Genomic DNA, 17,246 nt, shown 5'->3' with positions numbered 1-17,246 from the left:
AAAGTGGCGGCGCCTGGCCGCAAGCGATGTTCAGCTATCGAAGGCATTCTTGATCCAGTGCGTGCCGGGGCGGGTGGGTTGGTTACCTTCCACGGCGACGACATCGAAGCGGCAAGGGTGCTCGGCCCACTGAGGGTGCCGATGGAGGAAGTGCTCGGCGGCCAGCACTACGCGTTGGCGTTTGCGTGCGTCGATGCTTTCCAGCGCACCACCCCATTGCCTGTGCTGGCGATAGCGTACTTCGACGAATACTACTGTATCGCCATCTAGCATGACCAGATCCAATTCGCCGCCACGGCAGTGCCAGTTACGAGTGATCGGGGCCAGGCCATGCCCGGCCAGCAGCGCCTGTGCATGCGCCTCGGCTTCCTTGCCGTGGCGTTGGCGGTCCTGGCCTGCGGTCAACGAGGCGTATCCGGCAGCCGGTTGACCTGGCCATTGCTGAACTCGGCCCAGGGCAACTGGCGCTCGATGCGCCGATTGGCATTCATGCTCAGGCTGCCCGACTCGCCTTGCAGGCGGTTGTCCGGCAGGGCCTTGAGCTGATCCAGGCGAGAGGCCAGCGCGTAGGCATCGGCACCCATGGCATAGAGCCGGCCAAGGCTGCCGGCAGCCTGCGGCCACTGCTTGGCGACGGCCTGGCGCAACGGGTCGTTGTTGTCCAGAAGCCAAGGCGTTTCGCAGAAGCGCACGCCGTTCAGGTCGTTGTACTGCGCGGTATCACCGCTGGCGCTGTAGACGTGTGAGGTGGCGTACACCGGCAGGTTGGCCGCGAACTGGTAGTTCAGGGTCGGCTTGATCTGCTGGGCTTGCTGCGGCGTGGCGGTGAGGTAGACGAAGTCGACGTCCTGGCGGTGGGTGCCCTGGCCATTGCCGGACTGGCGAACCTGAAGCAACTGGGCGATCTGGCCTGCCATGGCCACAGGCTGGTCGATATGGTCATAGCCCACCAGCGTGCCGCCTTCGGCAGCCCAGGCCTGCTGGAAGGCGGCGAGCACACGGTCACCGAACTCACCTTCGGGCACCAGCGCCACGGCGCGGGTGTAGCCGTCGGCTTTCGCGCGGCGAGCGACTTCGTGGGCCTCATCCTCGGCAGCCAGCCCGAACTGGAACAGCTGAGCTGGCCCCGCCTGAGCGGAATCGCTGTAGTTGAGTGCAAGGGTAGTGATGGGCAGTTGCGGGCGGCTGCTGATCTGTTTGACGAGGTTCTTCTCCAGCGGGCCGATCACCAGCTGCGCGCCGGCTGCCTGTGCCTGGCGGTAGAAATCGTCGATGTTGGTAAGCCGCGAGCTGTCGAACACCTCGATGGCAGGAACCTGCTGGCCAGCCTGGCGTGCCTGGAAGTGCGCAGCCATGAGGCCATCGCGCAGGGCGCGTGCCACGCTGGCCAGTTGGCCTTGTTGCGGCAGATAAAGCGCGATCTTGGTGATCGGCTGGCTGTTCAGCGCCATCAATTGCTGAAGTGCCTGCGGCAGGGCGTGGGCAGCGGGGTGGTTGGAGTGTTGCGCCTGCCAGGCCTGGATCGCAGCCTTCTGCTGATCGAGCGTGCCCGGGGTTTTGGTCGCCAGCGCAAGGCTCTGCCAACCGGCCAGGTCGTCGTTACCGGTGGGCTGAAGCTGGTCAGCGGGCAAGGCCATCATCAAGGCCCAGATGGCCTCGTTGTTGGCGCTCGCGTCCTGTGGGCTCAGCATCGGGCCGATGAAGATACGCTCGCGTGCCGCAGCCAGCGGCTGGTTGTCGGCTTCGAACGCCTGAGCATGAACCTTGCCTGTGCGGATCTGCTGGTCGATCGGCAATTCACCCAGGTGCTGCAGGCTGGGGTGTTGCAAAGCGGCCAAGGCGCCTTTCGCGTCGCCACGTGCCAATGCAGCCTCGGCGACCAGCGTGCTGGCGAACACCTGCTGCGCCGGTTTGAGCGACGCGATGTCGACCTGCCCCAGAATCTGGGTGGCGCGGGCGTTGTCTTTTTGCTGCAGCGCTTTGTCGGCGGCAGAAAGGCGAAGCAGCGCGGCGGCTTCGGGGCTGCTGGCCGTACTGGCCTGCTGCAGCAGTTGCTCGACGCTGGCGTCCGGAGTGCGGGGCAGCTCGCCGAGCTGCGACGAGGGCGAGCTGGCGCACGCGGCCAGTAGTACTGCGAGGCACAAGGCCCAGATCGGCCGCAAACAAGCTGTCATGAACATCTTCCTGATACGTGGGCGATTGAACGGGAATTGTAACCAAGGGGCGGGCCTGGCGCGATGGCGGCGACATGAAGGCGCGGCCATTGCCTGGCGCTGCTACAATGCCGGCTTTTCCTGGCTTCAAGGTGTGGATGTGACTGCTTCAGCGCCCGCGGATTCAACTTCAGGCACACTTTATGTGGTCGCCACGCCCATTGGTAATCTCGACGACATCAGTGCGCGGGCACTGAAAGTGCTCAAGGACGTCGCGCTGATCGCGGCCGAGGACACTCGCCACAGCATGCGGCTCCTGCAGCACTTCGGTATTCAGACTCCGCTCGCCGCCTGCCACGACCACAACGAGCGCGATGAAGGCGGCCGGTTTCTTGCGCGCTTGTCGGCGGGTGACGACGTGGCGCTGGTCTCCGACGCGGGTACCCCGCTCATTTCCGACCCTGGCTATCACCTGGTGCGACAGGCGCGTGAGGCGGGTATCAAGGTGGTGCCTGTGCCCGGCGCGTGTGCAGTCATCGCTGCGCTGTCGGCTGCGGGGCTGCCGTCGGATCGATTCATTTTCGAAGGGTTCCTGCCAGCCAAGGCCGTCGGGCGGCGTACTCGCCTGCAGGCGTTGGTAGAAGAGCCGCGCACGCTTATTTTCTATGAAGCGCCGCATCGCATTCTGGAGTCGCTCAAGGACATGGCCGATGTGTTCGGTGCCGACCGCCCGGCAGTGCTTGCCCGTGAGCTCACGAAAACCTTCGAAACCCTCAAGGGCCTGCCTTTGTCGGAACTGTGTGCTTTCGTCGAAGCAGACAGCAATCAGCAGCGAGGGGAATGCGTAGTGCTGGTAGGTGGCCACACCGCGCCGGAGGGTGAAGAGGCAGTGAGTGCCGAGGCGCTGCGTGTGCTTGACCTGCTGTTGCAGGAGATGCCGCTCAAGCGTGCAGCTGCATTGGCAGCGAGCATTACCGGGGTGCGCAAGAACGCTCTGTACCAGGCAGGGCTCGAGCGCAAAAGCTGACAATCCGGCGGTTGCGGTTGAACGACGGCGAGCATTCCCGTAACCTTGCGCCCTGAAGAGTCGATCGGACAGTCGCTGCCGCCTTTTGTTCCGCAACAGGCGGGGGAGGAAAGTCCGGGCTCCGCAGGGCAGAGTGCCAGGTAACACCTGGGGGCGTGAGCCTACGGAAAGTGCCACAGAAAATAACCGCCTAAGCGCTTCGGCGCCGGTAAGGGTGAAAAGGTGCGGTAAGAGCGCACCGCACGGCTGGCAACAGTCCGTGGTCAAGGTAAACCCCACTCGGAGCAAGACCAAATAGGGTTCCATTAGGCGTGGCCCGCGCCGGAACCGGGTAGGTTGCTAAAGGTGTCCAGTGATGGCCACCGTAGAGGAATGACTGTCCTCGACAGAACCCGGCTTACAGATCGACTCTTCACCTCCTTCCTCTTCTGCTCGATCGGTAGCAGAAACATTCGTTTTAATTCCGAAACATTCTTGAACCTCACGTATTACTTTAAGTTTCCCCCGGAATTCATTGACTTGCGAAGCTTGCGCGAGTCAATAGCCCTCCGTTACCGACCGTTTATCTCTTTTTTGCACGCTAAATCACCGATCTATAAGGGTTTTCCCCTTGTGCGCGCCTTGACGTTGCAGGGAGTGGGTTCCTATAGTGTGCGCCAGTGGCGGAAAGTGGCACGAAGTGGGAAAAATGGGCGCAACGGGAACTCGAACGGGGTAAATCAACAGTGTTTCGCGGAGCGAATGCGATCAGTCTCGATGCCAAGGGGCGGCTAGCCATGCCGAGCCGGTATCGTGACGAGCTCAATTCGCGCAGTTCCGGGCAGTTGATCATCACCATCGATACCGTCGACCCCTGCCTCAACGTGTACCCACTCGATGAGTGGGAAATCATCGAGACCAAACTGCGAGCGCTTCCGTCCTTGCGTGACGACGTCAAGCGCCTGCAGCGTTTGTTGATCGGCAACGCGGTGGACCTGGAACTCGACGGCAGTGGCCGTTTCCTGGTGCCACCGCGCTTGCGTGAGCACGCCAGGCTCGACAAACGGGCCATGCTCGTGGGGCAACTGAACAAGTTTCAACTGTGGGACGAGGATGCATGGAACGCAGTTTCCGCGGCCGACCTCGAGGCGATTCAACAACCGGGTGGCATACCCGACGACTTGCGTGATCTGATCCTGTGAACACCGATAGCAGCTTTACCCATGTCACTGTCCTGTTGGGCGAGGCCGTAGAGGCCTTGGCCGTGCATGCGGGCGGCTGCTATATGGACGGTACCTTCGGCCGTGGCGGCCATAGCCGCGCGGTGCTGGCGCAGCTCGGGCCCGAGGGGCGGCTGGTCGGGTTCGACAAAGACCCTCAGGCCATTGCCACCGGGCAAGCGCTGGCGGCCGAAGATGGCCGCTTCGTCATTGTGCAGCGCAGTTTCGCCGAGTTGGCTGCAGTTGCAGCGGAGCTGGAGCTGGGCGGCAAGGTCAGCGGCATCCTGCTCGATCTTGGCGTCTCGTCGCCGCAGCTCGACGATCCATTACGTGGCTTCAGCTTCCTGAATGACGGCCCATTGGACATGCGCATGAACCCTTCCGAGGGTGTGAGCGCCGCACAGTTCATCGCCACCGCCGGCGAAGACGAAATCGCCCGTGTATTCAAGGAGTACGGCGAAGAGCGCTTCGCCAAGCGCATGGCGCGCGCGGTCGTGCAGCGCCGGGAAGTGCAGCCTTTCGAACGCACCGCCGACCTCGCACAGGTGCTCAAGGATGCCAACCCTGCCTGGGAAAAGAACAAACACCCCGCAACCCGTGCCTTTCAAGGGCTGCGCATTCATGTGAACAACGAGCTGGGTGATCTGGAGGCCGGCCTTCAGGCTGCGCTCGATGCCCTTGAGGTCGGCGGGCGGCTGGTGGTGATCAGCTTCCATTCGCTGGAAGACCGTATCGTCAAGCTGTTCATGCGCCGCCAGGAAAAGGGCGAGGCCGACAATCTGCCCCGCAATCTGCCGGTGCGTGTCGTGCCTTTCGAGCCGGTGCTGCGTACGTTGGGCAAGGCCCGGTTCGCCTCCGACACGGAGCTGGCCGCCAATCCCCGTGCGCGCAGCGCGGTGATGCGCGTCGCGGAGAAGCTGCGATGAGCAAGCGCTTCGACAAGCCTCTACCCGGCGGCAGCGGGCTGATGCTGTTGCTGTTCATTGGCGTATTGGCATCGTCCATAGCGGTGGCCTACAGCGCACACCTCAATCGCCAGTTGCTGAACACCCTCTATACCCAGCTCAACGACCGCGACAAGGCCCAGGCCGAATGGGGCCGGTTGATCCTGGAGCAAAGCACCTGGACCGCCAACAGCCGCATCGAGACCCTGGCGACCGACCAGCTCAAGATGCGTGTGCCTGACGCTGCCGAAATCCGGATGGTGTCGCCATGATGAAGCTTGAAGGCGCACTTTATCCCTGGCGGTTTCGCATCGTCCTGGGCCTGTTGGGTGTGATGGTGCTTGCGATCAGCGCGCAGATCGTCAACCTGCAACTGATCGACCACGATTTCCTCAAAGGGCAGGGCGATGCTCGCAGCCTGCGCCACATTCCCATCCCGGCTCACCGCGGCCTGGTCACTGATCGCAACGGCGAGCCTTTGGCGGTCAGTACCCCTGTCAGCACCCTGTGGGCAAACCCCAAGGAAATGCAGGGCGACAAGAATCGCTGGCCTGATCTGGCTCGTGCGCTTGGGCAGAACCCTGCCCAGCTGAGTGAGCGGCTCGAAGCCAATGCCGGCAAGGAGTTCATCTATCTGGTGCGTGGCCTGACGCCCGAGCAAGGCCAGTCGGTAATGGACCTGAAAATCCCCGGTGTCTACAGCATCGAGGAATTTCGCCGTTTCTATCCTGCTGGCGACACCACCGCGCACATGGTCGGCTTCACCGACCTGGACGACCATGGCCGCGAAGGCGTGGAACTGGCCTATGAAGATTGGCTTGCCGGCGTGCCGGGCCGGCGCCAGGTCATCAAGGACCGGCGTGGCCACCTGATCCGCGACGTGCAGGTCACCAAGAACGCCAAGGCCGGGAAAACCCTGGCCTTGTCCATTGATCTGCGCCTGCAGTACCTCGCCACTCGCGAGCTGCGCAAGGCGATCCAGGAAAACCAGGCCAAGGCCGGTAGCCTGGTGATCATGGACGTGAAGTCTGGCGAGGTGCTGGCGATGGTGAACATGCCCACCTACAACCCCAACAACCGCCGGACCATGGTGCCGGCAGCCATGCGCAACCGCGCCATCATCGACGTGTTCGAGCCTGGCTCGACCATGAAGCCGCTGTCGATGAGCGCTGCGCTGGAAACCGGCCGCTGGAAGCCTTCGGACAAGGTCGAGGTGTACCCCGGTTCGCTGCAGCTGGGCCGCTACACCATCAAGGACGTTTCCAAGACCGAAGGCCCGGTGCTCGACCTGACCGGCATCCTGATCAACTCCTCCAACGTCGGCATGAGCAAGGTGGCGTTCGACGTGGGCGGTGAAAACATCTATCGCGTGATGGCAGCGGTTGGCCTCGGCCAGTATTCGGGCCTGGGCTTCCCCGGTGAGCGTGTGGGCAACCTGCCCAACCACCGCGAATGGCACAAGGCCGAAACCGCGACCTTGTCCTATGGCTATGGCCTCTCGGTCACTGCGCTGCAACTGGTACATGCCTACGCGACGTTGGCCAACCACGGCCGCCTTGTGCCGCTCTCGATCCTCAAGGTCGACAAGGACCCGGCCAGCACGCAGGTGATTCCGGAAAAGGTCGCCGACACCATTCAAGGCATGCTGCAACAGGTGATCGAAGCGCCTCGCGGCGTCTATCGCGCTCAGGTGCCGGGCTACCACGTAGCGGGCAAGAGCGGTACCGCGCGCAAGGCGACCGTCGGCTCGCGCGGTTACACCGAAAACGCCTATCGCTCGCTGTTCGCGGGCTTTGGCCCGATGAGTGATCCGCGCTACGCCATCGTGATCGTGATCGATGAGCCCAGTGCGGGCGGTTATTTCGGTGGCCTGGTTTCGGCGCCGGTGTTCAGCAAAGTGATGTCCGGCACGCTGCGCCTGATGAACGTGCCGCCGGACAACCTGCAGCCGGTTCCGCCTCAGCAAGCGGTGAACACCCCTGCACCCGCTGCCAAGGGAGGGCGTGGCTGATGAGCCAGCAATTGACCCACCTGTTCACCCAGGCGAGCCAGGATCCTCTGATCCGTGAGCTGACCCTCGACAGCCGCCAGGTGCGCCCTGGCGACCTGTTCCTGGCCGTGCCCGGTGCGCGCGTCGATGGCCGTAACCATATAGAAGAAGCGCTCGCCCATGGCGCGGCTGCCGTCGCCTATGAAAGCGAAGGCGCAACCGTGCTGCCGCTGACCAACGTGCCGCTGATCCCGGTCAAGGGGCTGGCAGCGCAGTTGTCGGCCATCGCTGGCAGCTTTTATAACGAACCTGGCCGCCACCTCGACCTGATCGGGGTGACCGGCACCAATGGCAAGACCACCATCACCCAGCTGATCGCGCAGGGGCTGGATGCACTCGGCACCCGCTGTGGCACGCTGGGCACCCTGGGCTGTGGTTTTGTCGGTGCAATCAAGGGCGGCAAGCTCACCACTCCCGATGCGGTCACGGTACAGGCTTACCTGGCGGACCTGCGCAAGGCCGGCGCTCGTGCGGTGGCGATGGAGGTGTCTTCACACGCACTGGATCAGCACCGTGTGGCAGCGTTGCCGTTCGACGTGGCAGTGTTCACCAACCTGACCCGCGATCACCTCGACTACCACGGCACGCTACAGGCTTACGGCGAAGCCAAGGCGCAACTGTTCGCGCGCCCTGAGCTGGCGCACCGTGTGATCAACCTGGATGACGCGTTCGGCCGTGAGCTGGCCGGCCGGGCGCATGAATCCAGACTGATTACCTACAGCCTGGAGCACGAAAGCGCCACGCTGATGTGCCGCAACGCCGATTTCGGCGACCACGGCGTCAAGGCGCTGCTGGTCACCCCTTATGGCCAGCACACCCTGCGCAGCCCATTGCTTGGGCGCTTCAACCTGAGCAACGTGCTGGCAGCGGTCGGTGTGCTCATTGCGCTGGGCCATCCGCTGGATGAAGTCCTGCGCGTCGTGGCCAATTTCCGCGGCCCGGAAGGGCGTGTTCAGCAGCTCGGTGGCAATGGCTTGCCACGTGTGGTGGTGGACTACTCCCATACCCCCGATGCTCTGGAAAAGATTCTTGAAGCGCTGCGCCCACATGCGCAGGGCCAATTGGTGTGCGTGTTCGGTTGCGGCGGTGATCGCGACCGCGGCAAGCGCCCGGAAATGGCCGCCATCGCCGAGCGCCTGGCTGACCGGGTAGTGGTAACCGACGACAACCCGCGCACCGAGTCGTCCCAAGGCATTTTCGACGATATCCGCGCCGGCTTCACCGACGCTGGCGCCGTGGCATTCGTGCCGGGCCGCGGCGAAGCCATCGCCCAGGCCATTGGCCACGCGTCGGCGGGCGACCTGCTGGTAATCGCCGGCAAGGGCCACGAGGACTACCAGGAAATCGACAACGTGCGCCACCCCTTTCCGATGTGCAGCAGGCGCGCCAGGCACTGGCAGCGTGGGAGGCCGATCATGCTTGAAGCCCTTGCCCTGAGTGAGGTCGCCGGCCCCTTGCAAGGCCGCCTGGTCGATGCCGACGCGCAGTTCAGTGGCGTCAGCATCGACAGCCGTGCCATTGGCGCCGGCCAGTTGTTCGTCGCCCTGACCGGGCCGCGCTTCGATGGCCATGATTACCTGGCCGATGTTGCAGCCAAGGGTGCGGTTGCCGCACTGGTACAGAAAGAAGTGCCCGGCGCTCCACTGCCGCAGCTCGTGGTGGCCGATACCCGCCTGGCTCTTGGCCAATTGGGCGCGATCAACCGCAGCGCGTTCAAAGGGCCGGTCGCTGCTATCACGGGTTCCAGTGGCAAGACCACTGTCAAGGAGATGCTCGCCGCTATCCTGCGTGAGCAAGGCCCGACACTGGCAACGCGCGGCAATCTGAACAACGATCTGGGCGCGCCGCTGACCTTGCTGGAGCTTGCGCCCGAGCATCAGGCGGCCGTGATCGAGCTGGGCGCCTCGCGCCTCGGCGAAATCCGCTACACCGTGGGCCTGGCTCAACCGCAGGTGGTGCTGATCAACAACGCCGGCACTGCCCATGTGGGCGAGTTCGGCGGCCCGGACAAGATCATCGAAGCCAAGGGCGAGATTCTCGAAGGGTTGGGGCAGGGCGGTACTGCCGTGCTCAACCTTGACGACAAGGCATTCGGCACCTGGCGCGCTCGCGCCGGCAGCCACACTGTTCTGAGCTTTTCGCTGGAGAACCCGGAAGCGGACTTCCGCGCCATCGACATCCATGCAGACGAGCGCGGTTGCCCAGCCTTTACCCTGGTATGCGCGCAAGGCGAGGCTCAGGTGCAACTGAACCTGCTGGGCCGCCATAACGTGCTCAACGCAGCAGCGGCAGCAGCTGCCGCCAGCGCCATGGGCGTGCCGCTGGCAATCATCGCTCGCGGGCTGAACGCCGTGCAGCCGGTCAAGGGCCGCACCGTTGCCCAACTCACCGCCGAAGGCGCTCGGGTGATCGACGACAGCTACAACGCCAACCCCTCCTCGGTCTGTGCAGCGGTTGATATACTCGCCGGCTTTTCCGGCCGCACGGTCCTCGTGCTCGGAGATATCGGCGAACTGGGCGACTGGGCGGCCGAAGGCCATCGCCAGGTCGGCGCCTATGCCCAAGGGAAAGTCGACGCGCTCTACGCAGTCGGCCCATTGATGGCCAACGCCGTTGCCGCGTTCGGCCCGCAAGCCCGCCATTACGATAATCAGGCTGCGCTGATCGAGGCCCTGAAGGCCGAGCTTGGCAGCCAAACCACTCTATTGATCAAAGGCTCGCGCAGCGCTGCGATGGAAAACATCGTGGCGGGCTTGTGCGGTGCCGGCGGGAGAAACACTGATGTTGTTGCTGTTGGCCGAATTCCTTCAACAGTTCTACAAGGGCTTCGCGGTCTTCCAGTACCTGACCCTGCGCGGGATTCTGGGTGTGCTGACCGCGTTGATCCTGGCACTGTGGCTGGGGCCGTGGATGATCCGTACCCTGCAAATTCGCCAGATCGGCCAGGCGGTGCGCAACGACGGGCCGCAGTCGCACCTGTCCAAATCCGGCACCCCGACCATGGGCGGCGCGCTGATTCTTTCGGCCATCGGCATCAGCACGCTGCTGTGGGCTGACCTGTCCAACCGCTTCGTGTGGGTGGTGCTGGTGGTGACCTTCCTGTTCGGGGCCATCGGCTGGGTCGACGACTACCGCAAGGTGATCGAGAAAAACTCGCGCGGCCTGCCGAGCCGCTGGAAATACTTCTGGCAGTCGGTATTCGGCCTGGGCGCTGCGATCTTTCTGTACAAGACCGCCAACAACCCGATCGACACCACTTTGATCATCCCCATGCTCAAGGACGCCAGCATCCCGTTGGGCGCCGGTTTCATGATCCTGGCGTACCTGGTGATCGTCGGCTCCAGCAACGCGGTCAACCTCACCGATGGCCTCGACGGCCTGGCGATCATGCCGACGGTGATGGTGGGCGGCGCGCTGGGCATCTTCTGCTACCTGTCGGGTAACGTGAAATTCGCCGAATACCTGCTGATTCCCTACGTGCCCGGGGCAGGTGAGCTGATCGTGTTCTGTGGCGCGCTGATCGGCGCCGGCCTCGGGTTTCTGTGGTTCAACACCTACCCCGCACAGGTGTTCATGGGCGATGTCGGCGCGCTGGCGCTGGGCGCGGCCCTGGGCACCATCGCTGTGATCGTTCGCCAGGAAATCGTGCTGTTCATCATGGGCGGCGTGTTCGTGATGGAAACCCTGTCGGTCGTGATCCAGGTCGCTTCGTTCAAATTGACCGGCCGCCGCGTGTTTCGCATGGCGCCGATCCACCACCATTTCGAACTCAAAGGCTGGCCCGAGCCGCGTGTGATCGTCCGTTTCTGGATCATCACCGTGGTGCTGGTGCTGATCGGCCTTGCCACGTTGAAGCTGAGGTAGGCATCGTGTCCCTGATCGCTTCTGACCAGTTCCGCATCGTTGTCGGCCTCGGCAAGAGCGGCATGTCCCTGGTTCGTTTCCTGGCGAACCAGGGCGTGCGCTTTGCCGTGGCCGACACCCGCGAGAACCCGCCGGAGCTCGAGACGCTGCGCCGTGACTATCCACAGGTGGAAGTGCGCTGCGGCGCCCTGGATGTCGAATTCCTCTGCAGGGCCAGCGAGCTGTATGTCAGCCCGGGCCTGGCCCTGGCTACTCCTGCCTTGCAGGAAGCGGCAGCACGGGGTGTGGTGATGTCTGGCGACATCGACCTGTTCGCGCGCCATGCCAAGGCGCCGATCGTGGCTATCACCGGTTCCAACGCCAAGAGCACTGTCACGACTCTGGTTGGCGACATGGCCGTTGCGGCGGGCAAACGTGTTGCCGTCGGTGGCAACCTGGGTACGCCGGCGCTGGATCTGCTGGCCGACGACATTGAGCTGTACGTGATGGAGCTGTCCAGCTTCCAGCTCGAAACCACTCACCAGCTCAATGCTGAAGTCGCCACTGTGCTGAATGTCAGTGAAGACCACATGGACCGCTACAGCGGCATGCCTGCCTATCATCTGGCCAAACACCGTGTGTTCCGCGGCGCGCGGCAGGTGGTGGTCAACCGTGAGGACGCCCTGTCGCGGCCGTTGCTGGTAGAGGGCGTGCGCAGTTTCAGCTTTGGCCTGAATACACCGGATTTCAACGCCTTCGGCCTGCGCGAAGAGGGCGGTGAGAAATACCTCGCTCACGCCTTCGAGCTGCTGATGCCGATCAGCGAGCTGAAAGTGCGCGGCGCGCACAATCAGGCCAACGCCCTTGCGGCGCTTGCCCTTGGCCATGCGGCCGGGCTGCCGATGCCGGCGATGCTCGACGCTCTGCGAGCGTTCAGCGGCCTGCCACACCGTTGCCAGTGGTTGCGTGAGCGGGCCGGTGTTGCCTGGTACGACGATTCCAAAGCCACCAATGTCGGTGCAGCGCTTGCAGCCATCGAAGGGCTGGGCGCGGATATTGCCGGCAAGTTGGTGCTGGTAGCGGGCGGGGACGGCAAGGGCGCCGACTTCGCAGCGCTCAAGCCTGCCGTCGCCGCCTATTGCCGCGCCGTAGTGCTGCTCGGCCGTGACGGCCCGCGCCTGGGCCAGGTGCTCGAAGGTGCTTGCCTGCAGGTGCCTGTCCAGTCCCTGGGCGAAGCGGTGGCGCGCAGCGCCGAGCTGGCCGAGCCGGGTGATGCCGTGCTGTTGTCGCCTGCCTGCGCAAGCCTGGACATGTTCAAGAACTATGAAGAACGCGGTCGGTTGTTCGCCGAAGCGGTGAGGGCACTGCCATGATCTTCAACATCATCAAACCTTATCCGTCCCCACTGATCAGCAACCGCGGCATCGACCTGGATTTCCCCATGCTCGCCGGTTGCCTTGCACTGCTGGGCCTGGGCCTGGTGATGATCACTTCTGCCTCCTCGGAAGTGGCCGCTGCGCAGATGGGTAACCCGCTCTACTACATGATCCGCCACATCATCTACCTGGTCATCGGCTTGGGCGCCGCAGGCGTGATGATGATGATTCCGATCGCCACCTGGCAGCGCCTGGGCCCGCTGCTGTTGCTGGCTGCCTTCGGCCTGTTGATCGTGGTGCTGGTGCCGGGCCTTGGCCGGGAGGTCAATGGTTCGATGCGCTGGATCGGCTTCGGCGCGTTCAACGTGCAACCCTCGGAAATTGCCAAGGTGTTCGTGGTGCTGTTCCTGGCGGGCTACCTGGTGCGCCGCCAGCAGGAAGTGCGTGAAAGCTGGATGGGCTTCCTCAAGCCGCTGATCGTGTTGTTGCCGATGGCGTTCCTGCTGCTGATGGAGCCTGACTTCGGTGCCACCGTAGTCATGATGGGTGCTGCCGGCGCCATGCTGTTTCTTGGCGGCGTGGGCATGCTGCGTTTCGGCATGCTGGTGGTCGGCGGTGTGATGGCGGTGGTTGCGCTGGTGTATGCCCAGCCCTACCGGATGGCACGCCTGACCTCCTTCACCGACCCATGGGCCGATCAGTTCGGCTCGGGCTACCAACTCACCCAGGCGCTGATCGCCTTCGGCCGTGGCGAGTGGCTAGGCGTGGGCCTGGGCAACAGCGTGCAGAAGCAGTTCTACCTGCCCGAGGCGCACACCGACTTCGTATTCTCGGTGTTGGCCGAGGAGCTGGGGCTGATCGGTTCGCTGTGTACCGTGGCACTGTTCGTGTTCGTGTGCGTACGCGGCATGTATATCGGCCTGTGGGCCGAAAAGGCCAAGCAGTATTTCGCTGCCTACAGCGCCTATGGGCTTTCGGTGCTGTGGATCGGCCAGTTTCTGATCAACGTCGGCGTGAACGTCGGCCGCTTGCCGACCAAGGGCCTTACCCTGCCGTTCCTGAGCTACGGCGGCAGCTCGCTGGTGATCTGCTGCGCCTGCCTGGGCCTGCTGCTGCGCATCGAGTGGGAAAGCCGCACGCACCTGGGCAGTGAAGAAGTGGAATTCGACGAGAGCGATTTCGCCGAGGAGCCCCAACATGGCCGGTAACGTACTGATCATGGCAGGTGGCACCGGCGGGCACGTCTTCCCGGCGCTGGCCTGCGCACGTGACTTCCAGGCGCGTGGCTACCGTGTCCACTGGCTCGGCACCCCGCGCGGCATCGAGAACGACCTGGTGCCCAAGGCCGGCTTCGAGCTGCACCTGATCAACGTCAGTGGTTTGCGTGGCAAGGGTGTGAGCTCCTTGCTCAAGGCCCCATTCGTGTTGCTCAAGGCTCTGAGCCAGGCGCGGGCGGTCATCCGCAAGCTCTCGCCAGTGTGCGTGGTCGGCTTCGGTGGCTACGTTACCGGCCCGGGAGGCCTGGCCGCACGGCTGGCAGGCGTTCCTCTGATCGTGCATGAGCAGAATGCCGTAGCCGGCACCGCCAACCGCATGTTGGTGCCCCTGGCCGCGCGGGTGTGCGAAGCCTTCCCGGAAACCTTCAAGGCCCAGGCCAAGCGCCGCACCACCGGCAACCCGGTGCGCCCGGAGCTGTTCCTGGAAACCCCTCGCCAGCGGCTGGACGGGCGCCGCCCGCGCTTGCTGGTGATGGGCGGTAGCCTGGGTTCCGAGCCACTGAACAAGCTGGTGCCGCAGGCGTTGGCTCACGTGCCTGAGGCTCATCGCCCCGAGGTATTCCACCAGGCCGGCAAGCAGCACGGTCAGGTGACTGCCGAGCGCTATCGCGAGGCCGGCGTAGAGGCGCAAGTGGAGCCCTTCATCGACGACATGGCCCAGGCCTATGCCTGGGCAGACCTGGTGATCTGCCGCGCCGGCGCACTGACCGTCAGCGAGCTGGCCGCCGCCGGGCTGCCCTCGATGCTGGTGCCATTGCCCCACGCCATCGACGACCACCAGACACGCAATGCCGATTACCTGGCCCGGGAAGGCGCTGCCTTCTTGCTGCCACAAGCGACAACCGGCGCCGCGGATCTTGCCGCGCGCCTGAAAGAGGTTTTGATGCAACCGGAAAAACTCAGTGCCATGGCGAGTACCGCACGCCGCCTGGCCAAGCCCGACGCAACCCGTACCGTAGTGGAAACCTGCCTGGAGGTGGCCCATGGTTGAGAGCCAGAAAGCCATGGCCCAGCCCGAGATGCGCCGCATTCGTCGCATCCACTTCGTGGGTATCGGCGGGGTAGGGATGTGCGGTATCGCCGAGGTGCTGTTGAACCTGGGTTACCAGGTATCCGGCTCGGACCTCAAAGCCTCGGCAGTGACCGAGCGCCTGAAGACCTTCGGTGCCGAGATCTTCATCGGCCACCAGGCGGAAAACTCCGCTACTGCCGACGTGCTGGTGGTGTCGAGTGCCGTCAACAAGAGCAACCCGGAAGTGGCCACTGCGCTGGAGCGGCGCATTCCGGTGGTGCCACGCGCCGAGATGCTCGCCGAGCTGATGCGCTATCGCCATGGCATCGCTGTGGCCGGCACCCATGGCAAAACCACCACCACCAGCCTGATCGCCTCGGTATTCGCCGCCGGCGGCCTGGACCCGACCTTCGTGATCGGTGGCCGGCTGACCGCTGCGGGCACCAATGCGCAGCTGGGCACCAGCCGTTACCTGATCGCCGAAGCCGACGAAAGCGACGCCAGCTTCCTGCACCTGCAGCCGCTGGTGGCTGTGGTCACCAACATCGACGCCGACCACATGGCGACCTACGAAGGCGACTTCAACAAGCTGAAGAAGACCTTCGTCGAATTCCTCCACAACCTGCCGTTCTACGGCCTGGCTGTAGTGTGCCTGGACGACCCCGTCGTACGCGAAATCCTGCCGCACGTCGCGCGCCCTACGGTCACCTATGGGTTGAGCGAAGAGGCTGACGTGCGTGCGATCAACATTCGCCAGCAAGGCATGCGCACCTTCTTCACCGTGCTGCGGCGTGAGCGTGAGCCGCTCGAGGTGTCGGTGAACATGCCTGGCAACCACAACGTGCTCAACGCCCTGGCCACCATCGCCATTGCCAGCGACGAAGGCATCAGCGACGAGGCGATCGTGCAGGGGCTTTCGGGCTTTCAGGGCGTTGGCCGGCGCTTTCAGGTGTACGGCGAGCTGCCGGTGGACGGCGGCAGCGTAATGCTGGTGGATGACTACGGCCATCACCCGCGGGAGGTCGCTGCAGTGATCAACGCCATCCGTGGTGGCTGGCCGGAGCGCCGCCTGGTGATGGTGTACCAGCCGCACCGTTTCAGCCGCACCCGTGACCTGTACGACGATTTCGTGCAGGTGCTGGGTGATGCCAACGTGCTGCTGCTGATGGAAGTCTACCCGGCCGGCGAAGAGCCGATCCCCGGCGCCGACAGCCGCCAGCTGTGCCACAGCATTCGCCAACGCGGCCAGCTCGACCCGATCTACGTCGAGCGCGGTACCGAACTTGCTCCGGTGGTCAGGCCCGTACTGCGTGCAGGCGACATCCTGCTGTGCCAGGGCGCCGGTGATGTCGGCGCCATTGCCCCACAACTGCTCAAAAGCCCGCTGTTCGCAGCGGCGAAGGGGGCATGATGGCTGACCACGCGCAACTGATCGCCAACATGACCCCTTCGGACTTCGGCCGGGTCGCCGTGCTGTACGGCGGCAAGAGCGCCGAGCGAGAGGTGTCGCTGAACTCCGGCGCCGAGGTACTGCGTGCGTTGCAGGCCGCAGGTGTGGACGCGTTCGGCATCGATGTGGGCGATGACCTGCTCGACGTGCTGCAACGCGAGCGCATTGATCGCGCGTTCATCGCGCTGCATGGCCGCGGCGGCGAAGACGGCAGCATGCAAGGCCTGCTCGAATGCCTGGGCATTCCTTATACCGGCAGCGGCGTACTCGCTTCGGCGCTGGCGATGGACAAGCTGCGCACCAAGCAGGTGTGGGCCAGCCTTGGCATCGCGACGCCGCGCCACGCGGTGCTTGCCAGCGAATCGGATTGTTTTTCCGCGGCCGAGGAACTGGGCTTTCCTTTGATCGTCAAACCGGCCCATGAAGGCTCCAGTATCGGCATGGCCAAAGTGATGGGTTTGCAAGCTTTGGTCGAAGCCTGGAAAGACGCAAGCACCTACGATTCGAACGTTCTGGTCGAGCAATGGATCGACGGCCCGGAGTACACCGTGGCCATCCTGCGCGACCAGCCCTTGCCCGCCATCGCGCTGGGCACCTCCCATGCGTTCTACGACTACGACGCCAAGTACCTGGCTTCCGACACCCAGTATCGCGTGCCCTGCGGCCTCGCGCCGGAGCGCGAGCAGGCGCTGGCCGAGCTGTGCCTGCGGGCCTGCAAGGCACTGGGCATCGCGGGTTGGGCGCGTGTCGATGTGATGCAGGACGCAAACGGTGAATTCTGGCTGCTGGAGGTCAACACCTCCCCCGGCATGACCGATCACAGCCTGGTACCGATGGCCGCTCGCGCCGCCGGCCTGGATTTCCAACAACTGGTGCTTTCCATTCTTGCCGCCAGCGTAGCGGCACGGGGTTAAC

The 17,246-nt window shown here is 64.0% G+C and carries 13 protein-coding genes, 1 other RNA gene and 2 pseudogenes; 14 read left to right on the top strand and 2 right to left on the bottom strand.

Going from position 1 to position 17,246, the window contains the following annotated elements; genetic code table 11:
• Positions 1 to 30 precede the first annotated feature (30 nt).
• The gene (locus tag LN139_RS15775; protein ID WP_236355152.1) at positions 31 to 405 is read right to left on the bottom strand and encodes a YraN family protein; all 375 of its coding nucleotides are present in this window, start codon (positions 403 to 405) and stop codon (positions 31 to 33) included.
• Positions 402 to 2,174 (bottom strand): penicillin-binding protein activator, encoded by a 1,773-nt coding sequence (locus LN139_RS15770; RefSeq protein WP_236355151.1) that lies wholly within the window; start codon positions 2,172 to 2,174, stop codon positions 402 to 404. The genes LN139_RS15775 and LN139_RS15770 overlap by 4 nt, the downstream gene beginning before the upstream one ends.
• Before the next feature lie 139 nt (positions 2,175 to 2,313).
• Here LN139_RS15770 and rsmI point away from each other — a divergent pair, with 139 nt between their 5' ends.
• From rsmI to LN139_RS15695, 14 genes and pseudogenes are all read left to right on the top strand, one after another.
• Positions 2,314 to 3,180 carry a 16S rRNA (cytidine(1402)-2'-O)-methyltransferase gene (gene rsmI / locus LN139_RS15765; protein WP_236355150.1) on the top strand — a complete coding sequence of 289 codons (867 nt, stop codon included), beginning with the start codon at positions 2,314 to 2,316 and terminating at the stop codon, positions 3,178 to 3,180.
• Between the two features lie 56 nt (positions 3,181 to 3,236).
• An RNA gene (gene rnpB, locus LN139_RS15760) (RNase P RNA component class A) lies at positions 3,237 to 3,596 on the top strand.
• Between the two features lie 309 nt (positions 3,597 to 3,905).
• Positions 3,906 to 4,361, top strand: coding sequence for a division/cell wall cluster transcriptional repressor MraZ (mraZ, locus tag LN139_RS15755; protein ID WP_236360459.1), 456 nt, complete (start codon positions 3,906 to 3,908; stop codon positions 4,359 to 4,361).
• Entirely contained in the window at positions 4,358 to 5,305 is a 948-nt protein-coding gene (gene rsmH / locus LN139_RS15750; protein ID WP_236355149.1) for a 16S rRNA (cytosine(1402)-N(4))-methyltransferase RsmH, read from the top strand. Before mraZ ends, rsmH begins: the two co-directional genes overlap by 4 nt.
• A complete protein-coding gene (gene ftsL / locus LN139_RS15745) occupies positions 5,302 to 5,595 on the top strand; it encodes a cell division protein FtsL (RefSeq protein WP_236355148.1) in 294 nt (97 codons plus the stop codon). Before rsmH ends, ftsL begins: the two co-directional genes overlap by 4 nt.
• Positions 5,592 to 7,334 carry a peptidoglycan D,D-transpeptidase FtsI family protein gene (locus LN139_RS15740; RefSeq protein ID WP_236355147.1) on the top strand — a complete coding sequence of 581 codons (1,743 nt, stop codon included), beginning with the start codon at positions 5,592 to 5,594 and terminating at the stop codon, positions 7,332 to 7,334. The genes ftsL and LN139_RS15740 overlap by 4 nt, the downstream gene beginning before the upstream one ends.
• Positions 7,334 to 8,796: pseudogene (locus LN139_RS15735) on the top strand (UDP-N-acetylmuramoyl-L-alanyl-D-glutamate--2,6-diaminopimelate ligase). Before LN139_RS15740 ends, LN139_RS15735 begins: the two are co-directional and overlap by 1 nt.
• Positions 8,789 to 10,144: pseudogene (locus LN139_RS15730) on the top strand (UDP-N-acetylmuramoyl-tripeptide--D-alanyl-D-alanine ligase); the annotation flags it as partial. The pseudogenes LN139_RS15735 and LN139_RS15730, both read left to right, overlap by 8 nt.
• A 10-nt stretch (positions 10,145 to 10,154) precedes the next feature.
• Complete coding sequence (gene mraY / locus LN139_RS15720; RefSeq protein ID WP_442964328.1) at positions 10,155 to 11,237, top strand: phospho-N-acetylmuramoyl-pentapeptide-transferase; 1,083 nt, start codon at positions 10,155 to 10,157, stop codon at positions 11,235 to 11,237.
• Positions 11,238 to 11,242: 5 nt separating this feature from the next.
• Positions 11,243 to 12,589 (top strand): UDP-N-acetylmuramoyl-L-alanine--D-glutamate ligase, encoded by a 1,347-nt coding sequence (murD, locus tag LN139_RS15715; RefSeq protein ID WP_236355146.1) that lies wholly within the window; start codon positions 11,243 to 11,245, stop codon positions 12,587 to 12,589.
• Positions 12,586 to 13,800: a putative lipid II flippase FtsW gene (ftsW, locus tag LN139_RS15710; protein ID WP_442964327.1), complete on the top strand. Its 1,215-nt coding sequence runs from the start codon at positions 12,586 to 12,588 to the stop codon at positions 13,798 to 13,800. The genes murD and ftsW overlap by 4 nt, the downstream gene beginning before the upstream one ends.
• Complete coding sequence (gene murG / locus LN139_RS15705; RefSeq protein WP_236355145.1) at positions 13,790 to 14,860, top strand: undecaprenyldiphospho-muramoylpentapeptide beta-N-acetylglucosaminyltransferase; 1,071 nt, start codon at positions 13,790 to 13,792, stop codon at positions 14,858 to 14,860. The genes ftsW and murG overlap by 11 nt, the downstream gene beginning before the upstream one ends.
• The gene (gene murC, locus LN139_RS15700; RefSeq protein ID WP_236355144.1) at positions 14,853 to 16,292 is read left to right on the top strand and encodes a UDP-N-acetylmuramate--L-alanine ligase; all 1,440 of its coding nucleotides are present in this window, start codon (positions 14,853 to 14,855) and stop codon (positions 16,290 to 16,292) included. The genes murG and murC overlap by 8 nt, the downstream gene beginning before the upstream one ends.
• On the top strand, positions 16,289 to 17,245 hold the full coding sequence (locus tag LN139_RS15695) for a D-alanine--D-alanine ligase (protein ID WP_236355143.1): 957 nt from the start codon (positions 16,289 to 16,291) through the stop codon (positions 17,243 to 17,245). Before murC ends, LN139_RS15695 begins: the two co-directional genes overlap by 4 nt.
• Position 17,246 lies beyond the last annotated feature (1 nt).

Source organism: Pseudomonas sp. KNUC1026, from assembly GCF_021650705.1.
Classification (GTDB): domain Bacteria; phylum Pseudomonadota; class Gammaproteobacteria; order Pseudomonadales; family Pseudomonadaceae; genus Aquipseudomonas.
The sequence above is the reverse complement of the archived record's forward strand: the minus strand, read 5'-3'. Positions and strand labels throughout refer to the sequence as shown.